The following is a 15,313-nucleotide window of genomic DNA, read 5'->3' on the forward strand; positions in this document are numbered from 1 at the left end:
CTATTAAATATTAGACAGACCTGTACGTTTTTGCTTACATGATGATAAGAAAAATACTACTTTTCTTCATAATTGGATGTGTCACAATACATCACATAAGGAAATAGAAACAAAGACACTGGAAGTGAGTTAAAACAACAAGAAGGATGTGACTAGCATCTCACTAACGATAATAAAAACAGAAATAACACGATAAACAAAAACTACAGCGCAAAAAACCCAAGCAGAAATGCTTGGGTTTTTTATTTGTTTACACTAAGTTCGTTTCATGAGAGTCGCTACCAAACAAAGATCGGCGTTGATCTCTAGGAATACGTGGGCATTGAGTTGAAATCTGATAAAGCAAGTTGGCTAAAGCTGGAAGGTGTGTTCCTACTACAGATTTGCCCGTTGTTAACAGAGAAACACTAATATCTCTTTCAGGGTCGGCCCAACATAAAATATTGGAGAACCCTAAGTGGCCAAAAGCTTGCCCCGTCATTGGGCCAAATAAACCAACTGGATTGCTGCCTAACATTGGACCTAATGCATAGCGCATTGGAATCAATAAAGTACGATCAATATTAACGCCTGTGGTCGGTAGTGTTGCCCTGAAAATCGTTTTCTCACTGAAGATTTGCTGACCGCCATAGCTTCCTCCACTTAAAAGCATTTCAAAGAAACGTCCAGCTTGTTCTGCACTGGTATAGATGTTTCCAGCGGGACAAATTGTGTCCATAAAACGGTTATCGTTAGTGACATCAACTGCAAGTTGCAACCCTCCACCTAATACATGGTTGAGGTAGTGATCGGTGCCAAGGCGAGGGTGTAGACCTGTTGCACAATTTAAGGCAACTTCTGAGCGGTACTCTGGCTTTAAACCATAATTGAAATAAGGCATTCCCATCGGTTTTTCGATAGTCTCATGTACAAATTCACGTAAATCTTGCCCCGTCACCCGTTCAATGACTTCTCCTAAAATATAACCCGCCGTCACCGCATGATAGGCAAGATGGTTACCAGCAGGAGACACAGGTTTGGCAGCATATAAACGTTTTAAAATTTCATCTTTATCAAATAGAAGCTCGGGCGTGACATCGCCATCAATATAGGGAATGCCACCACGATGTGCTAATAAATGAAAGATCGTCGCACGACGCTTACCGTTAACACCATATTCGGGAATATAGTAGCTCACAGGATCAAGCAAATTGATTTCACCTTTTTCATCTAATAGATGAATTAACATAGCGGTAATCATCTTCGATGCTGAAAACAGACAAACGGGTGTATCTGGAGTCGCAATCAGGGCATTCTCTTGTAGTCCCGCCGGAGAGTTCCCTTGAGCATATCCAATGCTTCTGTTGAGCAAAATTTTACCTTGTCTACGTAAGCAGAAGGTAATGAGTGGATAATTTCCAGTTTTATATAGTGCTTCTATACTGTTCCAGATTTTTTGAATCTGGCGTTCAGTCATTCCACCCTGTTCAGCAGCAACCTTATCTTGACGACGAATAACTTGCTCAATATTGTCCGGTACTGGACAAGTGTTGGTTGAAAAAATTTTCACACGTCCCTCGCGCTTCTTTCTTTTTATTCAAAGGTAGTGTGCAGGGTTAATATGCTCGTGTCAGTGTCTAAAATGACAAGTTACTGAAAACAATTTTGCAATCCACCTATAGATACCTTAAAATAGACAACTTGCTGTAGTGATGCACGGCAGTCAGTTGCCTCAACTGATTCATATCGTTAACTTTTTTAAGCATCTCGGAGAAATCGAATGGCTTTAACTAATGCAGACCGCGCAGAGATCATTGCTAAATTTGCTCGCGCTGAAAATGACACTGGTTCACCAGAAGTACAAGTAGCTTTATTGACTGCTCAAATCAATGATTTACAAGGTCACTTTAAAGCTCACAAACACGACCATCACAGCCGTCGTGGTTTGATTCGTATGGTTAACCAACGTCGTAAATTGCTTGACTATTTAAATGGTAAAGACCACGGTCGTTACACTGCTTTGATCGGTGCTTTAGGTTTACGTCGTTAATTCGATTTTCACTTTGTTTTCGCTATTTCGCATGTCGCAATGCTTTATCGCTGAAAAGAGAGTTTCACTTAATTTTAGGTTAAGTGATGTTTAGAAGGGGCGCTTGTGCGCTCCTTCTTTGCGTTTAATATTATTTAAAATTTTTGGCCTAGTGTGATGGCTTCTAAGCTTTGTCATTTATCTACCAATCGGTGTAGTCTGAATGCCAAACCTTAGGGGTCTCACTAGAATAAAATTAGGAAAATACAATACATGTCAATGTTTAATATCGTTCGTAAAGAATTCCAATATGGTCAACACACTGTTGTTTTAGAAACAGGTCGTGTTGCACGTCAAGCAAATACAGTTTTAGTTACAATGGGCGGCGTAACTGTTTTAGTTGCAGTAGTTGCTCAACCTAAAGCAAAAGCGGGTCAGGACTTCTTCCCGTTAACAGTGAACTATCAAGAAAAACAATATGCTGCGGGTCGTATCCCTGGTGGTTACGGTAAGCGTGAAGGTCGTCAGTCTGAAGCTGAAACTTTAATTTCACGTCTTATTGACCGTCCAATTCGTCCATTGTTCCCAGAAGGTTTCTATAACGAAATCCAAGTGACAGCGACTGTTGTTTCTTCTGATAAGACTATGGATGCTGACATTGCTGCAATGATCGGTGCTTCAGCTGCAATGTCAATTGCAGATGTTCCATTCCGTGGTCCAATTGCAGGCGCACGTGTTGGTTTAATCAACGGCGAATACATTCTTAACCCAACCCACGAACAATTGAAAGAAAGTGATCTTGATCTTGTGGTTGCGGGTACTGAATCTGCGGTACTGATGGTTGAATCTGAAGCGAAAGAACTTTCAGAAGACCAAATGTTAGGTGCTGTACTTTTCGGTCATGACGAAATGCAAATTGCTGTTCAAGCAATTAAAGAATTTGCTGCTGCTGCTGGTGCAGTTGAATCAACTTGGGTTGCTCCAAGCAAAAACGAAGCTCTTCTTGAGCAATTAAAAGCAGCTTTCGAAGCTAAAATTTCTGAAGCATATACGATTGCGGTTAAACAAGATCGTTATGCAGCACTTGATGCACTTTATGCAGAAGCTGTAGCTCAGTTCGTTCCTGAAAATGACGAAACTGGTATTGCTGACGAAGTAAACGAATTATTTGAAGAACTTAAATACCGTACAGTACGTGACAACATCTTGTCAGGTAAACCACGTATTGATGGCCGTGATACTAAAACTGTTCGTGGTATCGACGTTCAAGTTGGTGTATTAGACCGTGCTCACGGTTCTGCATTATTTACACGTGGTGAAACTCAAGCGTTGGTAACAACAACTTTGGGTAATACTCGTGATGCACTAATGGTTGATACATTGTCAGGTACGAAAACTGACAACTTCATGTTGCACTACAACTTCCCTGCATACTCTGTAGGTGAAACTGGTCGTGAATCTGGTCCTAAACGTCGTGAAATTGGCCATGGCCGTTTAGCACGTCGTGGTGTTCAAGCAGTTCTTCCTGCTGCTGACCGCTTCCCGTATGTTATTCGTATTGTATCTGACATTACTGAATCTAACGGTTCATCTTCAATGGCTTCTGTATGTGGTGCGTCATTATCTCTTATGGATGCGGGTGTTCCACTTAAAGCACCAGTTGCTGGTATCGCAATGGGCTTAGTAAAAGAAGGTGAGCGTTTTGCAGTACTTTCTGACATCTTGGGTGATGAAGATCACTTAGGCGACATGGACTTTAAAGTAGCAGGTTCTGAAAACGGTATTACTGCACTTCAAATGGACATCAAGATTGAAGGTATTACTGAAGAAATTATGGAAGTTGCATTAAACCAAGCATTTGCTGGTCGTATGCACATCCTTAACGAAATGAATAAAGTCATTTCACGTGCTCGTCCTGAAATCAGCGCTCATGCACCGACATTTGAAGTCATTAACATCAATCCAGACAAGATCCGTGATGTTATTGGTAAAGGCGGTGCAACGATTCGTGCCATTACTGAAGAAACTAAAGCTGCAATTGATATTGAAGACAATGGTACAGTTCGTGTATTTGGTGAAACTAAAGCTGCTGCTCGTGCTGCGATTGCAAAAATTCAAGCACTTACTGCTGAAGTTGAACCAGGTAAGATCTATGACGGTAAAGTAATCCGTATTGTAGAATTCGGTGCGTTTGTAAACATCATGCCGGGTACTGACGGTCTTCTTCACATTTCGCAAATTTCAAATGAACGTATTGCGAACGTAACTGATGTTCTTAAAGAAGGTCAGGAAGTTAAAGTACAAGTTGCTGATGTTGATAATCGTGGTCGTATTAAATTGACTATGAAAGACATTGAACAAGCATAATTGTTCTAGTGACATGAAAAAGTCCGCTTGATGCGGACTTTTTTTATGGCATGATGCAAGTAATACAAAAACAGATCGTTGTGGTATGCAGGTTTATTATTTTTATCGCCATCAAAGCGACGGCTATGTCTTTTTAAGCCGTGAACAGCATAGTGAACATGTTCTGGAGTTTTTCTGGATTGATAGTGTCAGAACGGATGTGGTTAACCATAACGAAGAGTGGCAACACGAGATTCAAAAGCTTTCAGGCGTAGTTATTAATGAATTTCATATGCGGGATATTGCCAATATAGAACATCCCTGTGCATTTGATACGCTTGAAGAATATGACCTATTAATTTTTAAGAAGCTGGTCACACCTGATGATGAAATTAAACATGCAGAATCACAAGATAGTGTTTTTGGTTTAGCGACGACACCTATTAGTTTTATTTTAACGCCTGATGTGCTGATTAGTGTGCGCGAGCAGGGGAATAAGTCGATTGAAAACTATATTCAACGTCTCGAAAATATTTTATGTAAAACGTTAGAAGAACAAAACAAAACCCGTAAATTACCGAATTCCCCCGTCGATTTATCGTTACGTCTGTTAAATAGTATGGTTGATGGTTATCTTGATATTCGCTCACCATTAACGAGAAGAGTCGAGCATTGGCAGCAACAATTGTTACAGGGTAATCGCCGTTTTAAACAATGGCACCAGTTGTTCCATGAGAATATGGCCTTTCAACAGGTCGAAAATTTATGTGAAGAACAAATCGAAACCCTTCAAGAGTTTCGGGATGAAATTGTAGAAAATTACCATCATGTCGTTGGCAGTCACATCCATAATTCTCAAGATATTTTACTGGTTCGTTTAAACGATTTAATGAGTCATGTGGAACGGATTCAGAAACATACTTTGCGATTACGTAGTGCAATTCAGTCGGCGATTGATTTGCATTTCTCGGCAATTGCAAACCAAACCAATGAAAACATGCGGATTCTTGCGATTATCACGGCAGTCTTTGCGCCGCTTACCCTTTTAACGGGCATTTATGGAATGAATTTTGAATTTATTCCTGGTCTTAAATCACCGGTTGGTTTCTGGATTATGTTGGGTGCCATGCTAATTAGTACGATTTTTCTGTTGTACTATTTTTATCGACAGCACATGGTTGGGCGTGGTGAAAAAAGTGTGATTGATTTACTGGCTCAACAGCATCGTCAAGATCGGATGAATTTGTTTTGGTTTTTGGAATATGAGCCGATTAAACAGACTGTGAAGGAATTAGAAAAGATTACTCGGTTGAAATAAATTTTTATTTTTGCACGTCGGGGTCTTGCTGAGTTGTTATTTAATATAGTCATTAACCTTCGGTTCGACCTACTTTTGTTTCGGCAAAAGTAGGCAAAACCATTGCCATCTGCAAAACCTGTTCAATACTTATTTTTAAATAACAGTATTACAAAAGCACTATCTGATTGATACCACGCAGGTTGCAGATGGCTTTCCCGACTATCAGATTTCAACTAGGGTTTTATGCTGTATTAATACTATTCCTCAATGAAAATGCTTCAACTGTTTTCTAAGTTGTTGTACTTCATCAATCAAATCTAACATCACCGCAACTGCTGCCAAACTTGCGTCAAAGTCACGTTGTAGACGATAAGCTTTGCGGGCACGAGAGACATCTTCGCCCATAAACTGATGGGTTTCAGGTGCGGTATTGACCGATAAAATATCATATTCAATTAGCTGAATAATCCAGTCAGGGCTTTGACCACAAGCTTGAGCAAATTGTTGCAAGTCAAATGTAGATTGTTCATCAACGACCTCCGCACTAAAGGTATGGCCGTCATATACAATTTCGCGATAATGAATGGTTGTCATGATCTTGCTCCCTAATGAGATGAACGAGGTTCGAATGAAGCGAAGGCTTCAGCCAGTTGCTGATAAGCTTGTTTTTCTTTTTCAGAATGTGCGGGTGGGAATACAATATTTAAAATTAAATAGAGATGGCCTGGCGTTTTATTTGGTATCCCTTTGTCTTTTAAACGTAGCTGTTGTCCTTGTTTTGCATTGTGAGGTAAATTGACGTTTAAAGGTCCAGCTGGTGTTTTTACTTCAATACCCTGACCTAACGCAGCTTCCCACGGAGCCACATCTACAGTTAAATATACATCACTACCTTCAACATGGACGCGGTCTGTGTCTTTGTACTGAATTTCAATATAAAGATCGCCGTTGGCACCGCCATTGATACCACTTTGTCCTTGTCCACTTAAGCGAATTTGCTGACCTTCTTTCATACCTTTTGGTATTTTTACCTGCAAGGTTTTGCGTTGAACTTCAGGCTCGCCATAAGCATTAATGGTCGGGATTTGCAGGGTAATTTGTTGAGTTGATCCCTGATAGGCAATATCAAGATCGATTTCTATGCTGGCATGTTGGTCTTCACCGCGATAACTACGCTGTTGTCTTTGGTGTTGCTGCTGACCACCACCAAATCCTGCACCAAAGCGCCCAAATAAATCTTCAAAACCGCTAAAGTCTGCTTGCTCACCACCTGTAAAACCTTGGCGATAAAATTGTGCTCCATCAAAACCGCCTTGCGCAGCGCCCTGACCAAAGTTATTGAAACCTTGAGGATGATCTAACATCTGGTCATATTCAGCTTTTTTTTCTGCATTGCTTAAGGTGTCGTAGGCAACATTAATTGCCTGCATCTTTTCTTCTGCATCTTTTTCTTTGCTAATGTCAGGATGATATTTACGAGCTAATTTTCGATAAGCTTTTTTAATTTCATCAGCAGAGGCTTTGCGTGTAACCCCTAATTCTTCATAATAATTTTTTGCCATAATGTTTTATCACGATGGTGTGGTTTATTTCATTATGAAACGATTTTTAAAGTTTTCAATAAGCTAGATTGTATAAGAGTTGTTCTATTCCAAAATAAAATCGAGAGGAAGAGGCATAGATAAATGAGGTATATACCTCTCATGATTTAGATGAAACTTTGATATAAGCCGTAAAGGGCAATAAGTAAAAGTAATAAACCACATAGGCCTAATATTTTTGGATATAAATGACTGTTAGAAAGACGGCGGAAGAATATATAAACCAAAGATAAAGTCAGAAAGTCTAAAACAATCCATGTCAGGGTGAGGATGGTTAGACTTAAATTTAATTGGGGTGTAATAGAGACAAATTGCGGAAAGAAAGCCGAGAAAAAAATAATATCTTTAGGGTTTGAAATACCGACAAGGAAGCCTTTTTTAAAGCCGCCATTTTGTGCTGAAACTGTTTGTATCGCTTCTGGGTGAGGGGCTTGAATCACTTCTTTGAGAATGCTGAAACCTAAATAACCAATATATAGACAGCCTAAAATACGAATGATATTGAGATAACTATCGTTAACACTGAGCACTCCCTTTAAAACGAGCACTGAAATAAAAATTAAGACAAGAGATGCTAAATTTGTCCCAAAAATGGTTTCGAGAGCTTTTTTATACCCTCCTTTAAGTCCGGCGCTGGCAACTAAAATCATGACAGGCCCAGGGGTCGCAATCATGATAACTACACTAAAAATAAAGAGAAAATAATCAAAATAATTCATGGCGTTTTGAGTGTCTTATTTATTAGGCTATAAAGTAGCCTTATATTATCTTATTTAAAATAAGATATTGAAAATTATCATCAAAAGTACAGACAAATAAAAAGGCGGTATATCCGCCTTTTTATAAATTTTGAAGATTAACTCAAATGCTCACCAAATAACGCTAAAGCTTCTTCAGCAGTAAAGGTGTATTGAGTATTACAGAACTGGCAATCCATACGAATCGGGTTCTGTTCTTCTAACGTTTCATGAACAGCGTCTACACCAATTTGGATCAGCGCATGTGCACAGCGTTCTTTTGAACATGTACAGCCAAATTTTAGCGCTTCAATTTCTGGTAACCGAACTTCTTCTTCGTTATATAAACGATATAAGATTTCATTTGCATCTAAATTGGTGAGCTCTTCCGCTTTTAATGTTTCGGTCAACATGGTCAAGCGTGGCCATAAATCTTCATCGACTAATTTTTGCTCTTCTTCATTGTGGCGTGGTAAAAGCTGAATGAGTAAACCACCAGAGCGTTTGGTCGTACTCGCTAACACAATTCGAGTTGGAATTTGTGCAGATAAGTCGTAATACTGCATGAGGCAACCGGCTAAGGTGACTTGGTCAAGAGGCACAATCCCTTGATAACGCTCGCCAAATTCCGGTTCAATATTAATAAATAAAACTGGATTAACTAAAGCGCCGAGAACTGTGCTGCTGTCTGTTGCTTCAATGAAGCGTGGATCCGTTTCGTAATCCGCTAGAGCACGAACTTCACCTAAATGATTACATTCAGCCATTGCCCACTTAAAGGTGCCGCTAGCCTGGATTTGCAAGCTGATACGGCCTTTGATTTTTAGTGTACTTGCAAGTAATGCAGTCGCACTCAACATTTCACCTAGCAGAATTTTAACCGCAGGCATATAGTCACGTTGAGCTAAGATAGTTTGTAGTGCCTCTTCTAGATGAACTACTTCCCCACGAACTGGAAAGTTCTCAATATAAAAGCGTTGGCGTAAATCAGACATAATATTCTCCAGGGCCCTAAGCAGAGTATAACTATTTCGTTTTAATCAAGCTTAGGAAATGCAGCGAAGCCGCAAGCGGGACAGGGGCAGCTTTGTGCCCATTGTCCAATTATTTAGGCAATGTGAATAAGTCCTTAATATAGCCATTTTTTGAAATCTCAAGTTATTCTAGATGATCTCGTGTAATGTCGATGCGATTTGGTTGTAAATGACGCTTTAAATTCACATCGTGCTTTGATGTGGCCTGTTGCTGCGCATCACTTTCAAACAAATGCTCAAGTTCGGCTAAGGCATTACGATGTGTTTCAAAGATCTTCTGTTCATCAGTATAAATACTTTGCTGCTGTATGAGCAATTTCTCATCATAATCCCGAAAAATTTCGATATTGTTATAGGCCTGTTCATCAGAGATGCCGAGTTCTCGCAAGGCGCGATAAGCCATACCTAATGAAGATAAATATGTCTCACGCCAAATGTATTCCACGCCTAAATCTCTTAAAAGATGTACATGATGGCGGTCACGAGCACGAGCCAATAACTTTAAGTTTGGATAATTTAATCTGAGATGGCGCGCGACATTCATCGAATCTTCAACATCATCAATCGCTAAAATAAATACTTTGGCTTTTTCAATACCTGCAGAACGCAGTAAATCTGGTTGGGTCACATCACCATAATAAAGCTTACCGCCGTAACGACGAACAAAGTCCACTTGATGAAGATTGTTGTCTATTGCGGTAAAGCCCAAATGTTGCAGGCGGGCAATACGCGCAATAATTTGTCCAAATCGACCAAAACCAGCAATGATAATTGGGTTATCTTGCTGAGGAATCTCATCGTACTCAGGTGGACGTTCTTTATTAAACAGAGGAATGACCTTAGTTGCCATAATCCAGTAAATCACTGGTGTGAGTACCATCGACAAAGTCACAATAAGGGTCACTGGCTCTAATAGAGCTTCCGTTAAAATCTTTTCACTTTTTGCAAGACTTAGAATTACAAAAGCAAATTCACCACCTTGTGCCAAGCAAGTGCCCAAAAGCAAACTATTGTTCCAACTGTATTTTTTATAGCGGGCAATGGCAGTCAATATTAGTGTTTTGATGAGCAATAAGCCGACTGCTCCACCAATAATAAGTAAAGGCATTTCAATCAGTAGTGACAGTTGAGTGGTCATACCCACGGTCATAAAGAATAAGCCAAGTAGTAAACCTTTAAACGGCGCAATACTCGCTTCAACTTCGTGACGAAATTCTGAATCTGCTAATAATACACCTGTGAGGAACGCGCCTAACGTGGTGCTAATTCCTAAAGTATCCATGAGCAAGACAACGGCAAGAATAATAAATAATCCTACTGCTGTAATAAGTTCAGTCGCTCCACTTTTGGCAACAAAACGGAAGAATGGACGCATCACATAGCGACTAAACAGAAACAAGCCCGTAAAGGTCGCAATAATAGCTGCAAAATAAGCAATCCCGTGATGGGTTGATTCTGTTCCTGCCAATAATGGAATGATGGCAAGTAAGGGAATAGCCGCTATATCTTGAAAGAGCAAAATCGAAAAAGACTGCTGACCATAAGTTGTGTTGAGTTGCTGCTTTTCAGTCAGAAGCTGTAATACAAAAGCGGTAGAAGATAGCGCAAGGGCAAAACCAATGACAAAGCTAACAGAAAGCTGCTGCTCAAAGAGTAATAGTATGATTAGCATAAGTACGCCACCGCTAATGAGGACTTGCAGACTTCCCATTACAAAAATAGAGTCACGCATTTCCCACAACCGCTGTGGTCTTAGTTCTAAACCAATCAGGAACATCAATAAAATGACACCGAATTCGGCAAGTTCCATAATTGCTTCAGGGTCATGTGCAATATTTAAAACACTAGGACCTAGAAGTATTCCTGTAAATAAATAACCTAAAACTGTTGCTATCCCTAGGCGTTTGCCAAGAGGGACTAAAATCAGAGAAGCTCCAAGAAAGATTGTTGCTTGCAGTAGGAATGACATTCATTGCCTCGAATGTATTAGTCTCTTTTAAGTGTAAAGCCAAAAAGGCTTCTTCACACCATGATATTCAAATCATCTAATTAAATTCTTGCGGATCGACATCAATTGATAGCCTGAGTTGATGCTGTCTTGGGGCATGAACCAATTGAGACCACCATTGTCTTAAGTAAAAATGTAGGCGAGCACGGTCGGCAGATAAAATCACCATGTGGGCACGGTAGCGTCCCGCTTTACGTTCCATCGGCGCTGGAATAGGCCCCCAAATATCAACAATCTCACCAGCCACTTGACGAAGTTGCTCGGCAGCTTCATTTAAAAATTGTAAGGTATAGTCACGATCTTTGGATTCTGCACGTATCAGTACTGCATAGCGATAAGGCGGCAGCAAAGCAACTTTACGTTCAGCCAACGTTTGTTTGGCAACCGCGCGATAATCTTTTTCGATGAGTGTGGTTAGTAGTGGGTGATCAGGCCTTAAGGTTTGTAAATAAACATGACCTTTGTGTTCACCACGACCTGCACGACCAGCGACTTGTACAATCAACTGCGCCGTACGTTCTGGCGCACGAATATCTACACTGAGTAAACCTGCATCAATATCTAAAATGGCAACTAAGGTGACATGTGGAAAATGGTGGCCTTTCGCCAACATTTGAGTGCCGAGTAAAATTGTTGGTTTGTTTTGATGAATACGGTCATAGATTTTTTGCCAACTCCCGACACGACTGGTACTGTCACGATCGACCCGAATCACATCATGATCTGGAAATAATTCTTGTAAGTGTTCTTCAACTTTAGCTGTTCCTGCACCTAAAGTTTTTAAGCTTTTTTGCTGACACTCAGGGCAATGATCGGGTAAGCGGTGAATGGTTCCGCAGTGGTGGCAATGTAAATAAGAATAAGGTTGGGTGTGCAAAGTAAAATGTGCATCACAATGTGGACAATTGGCTTGCCATCCACAGCTTTCACAAACCAGTACAGGCGCATAGCCACGACGGTTTAAAAAGATTAAAACCTGTTCTTTTCTAGCTAATGTATGTTTGATTTGTTCAATAAGGGGCTGGCTAATGCCGTGCTGTTTTTTGACAATTTTAAGATCAATCAAATGCATTTTAGGCAAAAGTGCATGTCCAGCACGTTTGTTGAGTTGCAGTGATGTTAATTTGCCAGTTTCCACTAAGTGATAGCTATCAATACTTGGTGTTGCCGAACCTAAAATTACAGGGCAGCTTTGTAAGTGTCCTCGGTACAGCGCAACATCACGTGCATGGTAACGGAAGCCTTCTTGCTGTTTATAAGACAGGTCATGCTCTTCATCTAAAATGATTAAGCCCAAACGTGGCAGCGGTGTATAGATGGCAGAGCGTGTTCCTAAAATAATAGACGCTTTTCCGGTCTGTGCCTGTTGCCATGCTTGCAGGCGTTTAGAATCATTTAAGCCAGAGTGCAATAAAGCAATATCACAATTAAAACGAGACTTAAAACGGGAAATAGTTTGAGGGGTTAAACCAATTTCAGGCACCAAAACCAGTACTTGTTTACCTTGCTTTAGCACCTCGTGCATGATGTGTAGATAAACTTCGGTTTTGCCGCTACCTGTTAAGCCATCTAGCAAAAAAGCTTGGTATTGATGCTGTGCTTTAATAACCTGTTGGGTTGCTTGCTTTTGGTCTTCATTTAGCGTGAGCGGCATTTGTGCCAATTGAACAGGTGTAGGGCTAAAGTCGTGTGGTTCAAGCGTACATTCAACCAAACCTTTCTTTTCTAGCGCTTTAAGTGTTGCAGTTTCTACACCACTTAAATTGAGAATGTTCTCTGTTGTTCCCGCAGGATGTAACTTTAAAATCTGATAAGCATCTTGTTGCTTTACTGAACGTTTAAGCAGTACCTCAACATTGTCGCATGGAATAATTTTCCAGAGATGGAACAAAACATCCATCGGTTTGCCCTGACGCAGTATAGCCGGAAGGGCGGTTTGCATGACCTCGCCAACTGGAAATTGGTAATATTGTGCGGACCATGTCAATAAACTTAAAACTTGTTCATCTAAAATAGGTTCTTCATCTAAAAGTTCAGAAATGGCTTTAAGTTGAAATTTACCCGTAAATGGCTCATGTGGATTTACTTTTTCAGTAATGATACCAATTAGGTTTTGTCGCCCAAATGAAATAGCGACACGTGAGCCTACTTGAGCCCGTTCATATTGTGCTTCGGTGAGTGTATAGTCAAAAGTGTCGTACAGATGCACAGGTACGGCTACACGCACACGATAAACAACTGAATCAGGCTTTGGCGTTATGGTCATAGAGGCTCATTTCGTCAATTTTAAAAAACGGCATAGCGTCGTGAAGAGGACTTGGGTATTCTACACAGGCTATAGAACGAATATGAATGATTGCGTAGCATAGATGCAACAGCAGCGACTATTATTTTTGGAAAATTAGAACATTACCATGCCTGCATATCAATTTACTGCCATTGATGCTTCAGGGAAGCAGCAAAAAGGAGTGCTTGAGGGAGACTCAGCACGCCAGATTCGCCAACAATTACGCGATAAAGCATGGACACCAATTAGCGTTGACCCTGTTGAACAAAAAGATAAACATCAGAGTCAGGGGTTATTTCAAAAAAAGTTCAGTGCCTATGATTTGGCACTTATGACCAGACAACTTTCTGTTTTGGTTGCAGCCGCAATTCCTTTAGAAGAAGCTTTACGTGCGGTGAGCAAGCAAAGTGAAAAAGCGCATGTACAAAATCTTTTATCGTCTGTTCGTTCGCGAGTCATGGAAGGACACTCATTGGCTCAAGGTATGCAGCAATCTGGACGTTTTCCAGACCTCTATATTGCAACAGTCGCTGCAGGTGAACGTTCGGGGCATTTAGATCTGATTTTAGATCAGCTCTCGGATTACACCGAAAATCGTTTTGCAATGCAAAAAAAAGTTCAGGGTGCCATGATTTACCCGATCATTTTAATGCTGATGTCATTTGCTATTGTGATGGGCTTAATGACTTTTGTTGTGCCAGAAATTGTTAAAACCTTTGATCAAAACAAAGATGCTCTACCGTGGATTACGGTCGCTTTAATGAAAGCGAGCGATTTTATTCGTCATGCGTGGGTATTTATTATTATTTTTGCAGTTGTGGGAATTGTCGCTTTTGTTCGGTTTTTAAAAACAACAGCTGGGCATTATGCTTTTGATCGATTAACACTCAAATTGCCATTATTCGGTAAACTGTCACGTGGTATTAATTCTGCACGATTTGCCAGTACCTTATCTATTTTGACGCGTTCTGGCGTGCCTTTGGTGGATGCCTTAAAAATTGGTGCAGCAGTGACCAGTAACTGGGTCATACGCGATTCAATTGCCCATGCAGCTGAGCGTGTGACAGAAGGTGGTAACTTGAGTACACAGCTTGAGCGCAGTGGTTATTTCCCACCAATGATGGTACAAATGATTCGAAGTGGTGAGGCATCAGGCGAACTGGATCGCATGTTAGAACGTGCATCGACCATGCAAGACCGTGAGGTTACAACATTTATTTCAACCTTACTGGCATTACTTGAACCACTTATGCTGGTTCTAATGGCAAGCATTGTACTGGTTATTGTAATCGCGGTTATGCTACCAATCGTAAATATGAACAATATGATTTAATAACTTTGATATTAGAGATAATGATGAAAGTAAAAAATATTCAAAGCGAAACAGCGATGGAACAACATAGTGAATCTGCAGTTTCAAATCAGTTTGAGCCAACGTACCATTCCGAGCATAGCTCTGCATCAGATGTTTGCTCCTCAAGCGTAGCTTTCGGACTTGCGGCACGTTCGAACGGTGTTCGGATGAAACGTGCCTCAGGCTTTACCCTCATTGAAGTCATGGTCGTGATTGTAATTTTAGGCGTGTTAGCAGCGCTCATCGTACCAAATGTTATGGGGCGTAGTGAAAAAGCAAAAATTGATACTACTCAAATTACATTAAAAGGTGTAGCTGGTGCTTTAGATCAGTACAAGCTCGATAACGGTCATTTCCCAACCATGCAAGAAGGCGGACTGGATGCTTTAGTGAATCAGCCTGCTACAGCAAAAAACTGGATGCCGGGTGGATATGTTAAAGGTGGTTATCCTAAAGATAGTTGGAAAAATGATGTTCAATATGTAATTCCAGGTGCAGATGGTCGAGCTTTTGATTTGTACTCATTTGGAGCAGATGGCAAAGAGGGCGGTGAAGGTAATGATGCAGATATTTATTACCAACCTTAATTGAAAATATAATGGAGATTATCAATTCGTTTAAAAAGATAAACTGGTAAA

12 protein-coding genes are annotated in these 15,313 nt (G+C 40.4%); 5 read left to right on the top strand and 7 right to left on the bottom strand.

What is annotated here, in order from left to right; translation table 11 throughout:
* Positions 1-250: 250 nt before the first annotated feature.
* On the bottom strand, positions 251-1,549 hold the full coding sequence (locus NL42_RS14375) for a serine hydrolase domain-containing protein (protein ID WP_461313255.1): 1,299 nt from the start codon (positions 1,547-1,549) through the stop codon (positions 251-253).
* A gap of 210 nt (positions 1,550-1,759) precedes the next feature.
* Here NL42_RS14375 and rpsO point away from each other — a divergent pair, with 210 nt between their 5' ends.
* From rpsO to NL42_RS14390, 3 genes are all read left to right on the top strand, one after another.
* Positions 1,760-2,029, top strand: a complete 270-nt coding sequence (rpsO, locus tag NL42_RS14380) for a 30S ribosomal protein S15 (RefSeq protein WP_002114951.1) — start codon at positions 1,760-1,762, stop codon at positions 2,027-2,029.
* Between the two features lie 258 nt (positions 2,030-2,287).
* Entirely contained in the window at positions 2,288-4,375 is a 2,088-nt protein-coding gene (gene pnp / locus NL42_RS14385) for a polyribonucleotide nucleotidyltransferase (protein WP_198496563.1), read from the top strand.
* Between the two features lie 85 nt (positions 4,376-4,460).
* Positions 4,461-5,672 (top strand): magnesium transporter CorA family protein, encoded by a 1,212-nt coding sequence (locus tag NL42_RS14390; RefSeq protein WP_461313256.1) that lies wholly within the window; start codon positions 4,461-4,463, stop codon positions 5,670-5,672.
* A 246-nt stretch (positions 5,673-5,918) separates the two neighbouring features.
* On the opposite strand, the gene NL42_RS14395 is transcribed toward NL42_RS14390, so the two are convergent.
* From NL42_RS14395 to NL42_RS14420, 6 genes are all read right to left on the bottom strand, one after another.
* Positions 5,919-6,248, bottom strand: a complete 330-nt coding sequence (locus tag NL42_RS14395; RefSeq protein ID WP_045436891.1) for a chaperone modulator CbpM — start codon at positions 6,246-6,248, stop codon at positions 5,919-5,921.
* Between the two features lie 11 nt (positions 6,249-6,259).
* On the bottom strand, positions 6,260-7,216 hold the full coding sequence (locus tag NL42_RS14400; protein WP_461313257.1) for a DnaJ C-terminal domain-containing protein: 957 nt from the start codon (positions 7,214-7,216) through the stop codon (positions 6,260-6,262).
* A 146-nt stretch (positions 7,217-7,362) separates the two neighbouring features.
* Positions 7,363-7,974, bottom strand: a complete 612-nt coding sequence (locus NL42_RS14405) for a LysE family translocator (RefSeq protein ID WP_004794957.1) — start codon at positions 7,972-7,974, stop codon at positions 7,363-7,365.
* A 137-nt stretch (positions 7,975-8,111) separates the two neighbouring features.
* Complete coding sequence (hslO, locus tag NL42_RS14410; protein ID WP_016139409.1) at positions 8,112-8,987, bottom strand: Hsp33 family molecular chaperone HslO; 876 nt, start codon at positions 8,985-8,987, stop codon at positions 8,112-8,114.
* A 163-nt stretch (positions 8,988-9,150) separates the two neighbouring features.
* Complete coding sequence (locus NL42_RS14415) at positions 9,151-10,995, bottom strand: monovalent cation:proton antiporter-2 (CPA2) family protein (protein WP_461313258.1); 1,845 nt, start codon at positions 10,993-10,995, stop codon at positions 9,151-9,153.
* Positions 10,996-11,071: 76 nt separating this feature from the next.
* Positions 11,072-13,300 carry a primosomal protein N' gene (locus NL42_RS14420; RefSeq protein WP_461313259.1) on the bottom strand — a complete coding sequence of 743 codons (2,229 nt, stop codon included), beginning with the start codon at positions 13,298-13,300 and terminating at the stop codon, positions 11,072-11,074.
* A 148-nt stretch (positions 13,301-13,448) separates the two neighbouring features.
* Between NL42_RS14420 and gspF the strand changes: the two genes are divergently transcribed.
* Positions 13,449-14,654 (top strand): type II secretion system inner membrane protein GspF, encoded by a 1,206-nt coding sequence (gspF, locus tag NL42_RS14425; protein ID WP_461313260.1) that lies wholly within the window; start codon positions 13,449-13,451, stop codon positions 14,652-14,654.
* 23 nt (positions 14,655-14,677) lie between these two features.
* Positions 14,678-15,262, top strand: coding sequence for a type II secretion system major pseudopilin GspG (gene gspG / locus NL42_RS14430; RefSeq protein WP_461313261.1), 585 nt, complete (start codon positions 14,678-14,680; stop codon positions 15,260-15,262).
* The last annotated feature ends 51 nt before the right edge of the window (positions 15,263-15,313 follow it).

The sequence above is a fragment of the Acinetobacter sp. GN11 genome (genome assembly GCF_054823985.1).

What these genes read in the sequence shown, in the direction of transcription:
- NL42_RS14390 (WP_461313256.1), top strand. Translation starts at nt 4,461, where the DNA reads ATGCAGGTTTATTATTTTTATCGCCATCAAAGCGACGGCTATGTCTTT.
- NL42_RS14415 (WP_461313258.1), bottom strand. Translation starts at nt 10,995, where the DNA reads ATGTCATTCCTACTGCAAGCAACAATCTTTCTTGGAGCTTCTCTGATT.
- NL42_RS14395 (WP_045436891.1), bottom strand. Translation starts at nt 6,248, where the DNA reads ATGACAACCATTCATTATCGCGAAATTGTATATGACGGCCATACCTTT.
- NL42_RS14420 (WP_461313259.1), bottom strand. Translation starts at nt 13,300, where the DNA reads ATGACCATAACGCCAAAGCCTGATTCAGTTGTTTATCGTGTGCGTGTA.
- hslO (WP_016139409.1), bottom strand. Translation starts at nt 8,987, where the DNA reads ATGTCTGATTTACGCCAACGCTTTTATATTGAGAACTTTCCAGTTCGT.
- rpsO (WP_002114951.1), top strand. Translation starts at nt 1,760, where the DNA reads ATGGCTTTAACTAATGCAGACCGCGCAGAGATCATTGCTAAATTTGCT.
- gspG (WP_461313261.1), top strand. Translation starts at nt 14,678, where the DNA reads ATGAAAGTAAAAAATATTCAAAGCGAAACAGCGATGGAACAACATAGT.
- NL42_RS14405 (WP_004794957.1), bottom strand. Translation starts at nt 7,974, where the DNA reads ATGAATTATTTTGATTATTTTCTCTTTATTTTTAGTGTAGTTATCATG.
- NL42_RS14400 (WP_461313257.1), bottom strand. Translation starts at nt 7,216, where the DNA reads ATGGCAAAAAATTATTATGAAGAATTAGGGGTTACACGCAAAGCCTCT.
- pnp (WP_198496563.1), top strand. Translation starts at nt 2,288, where the DNA reads ATGTTTAATATCGTTCGTAAAGAATTCCAATATGGTCAACACACTGTT.
- gspF (WP_461313260.1), top strand. Translation starts at nt 13,449, where the DNA reads ATGCCTGCATATCAATTTACTGCCATTGATGCTTCAGGGAAGCAGCAA.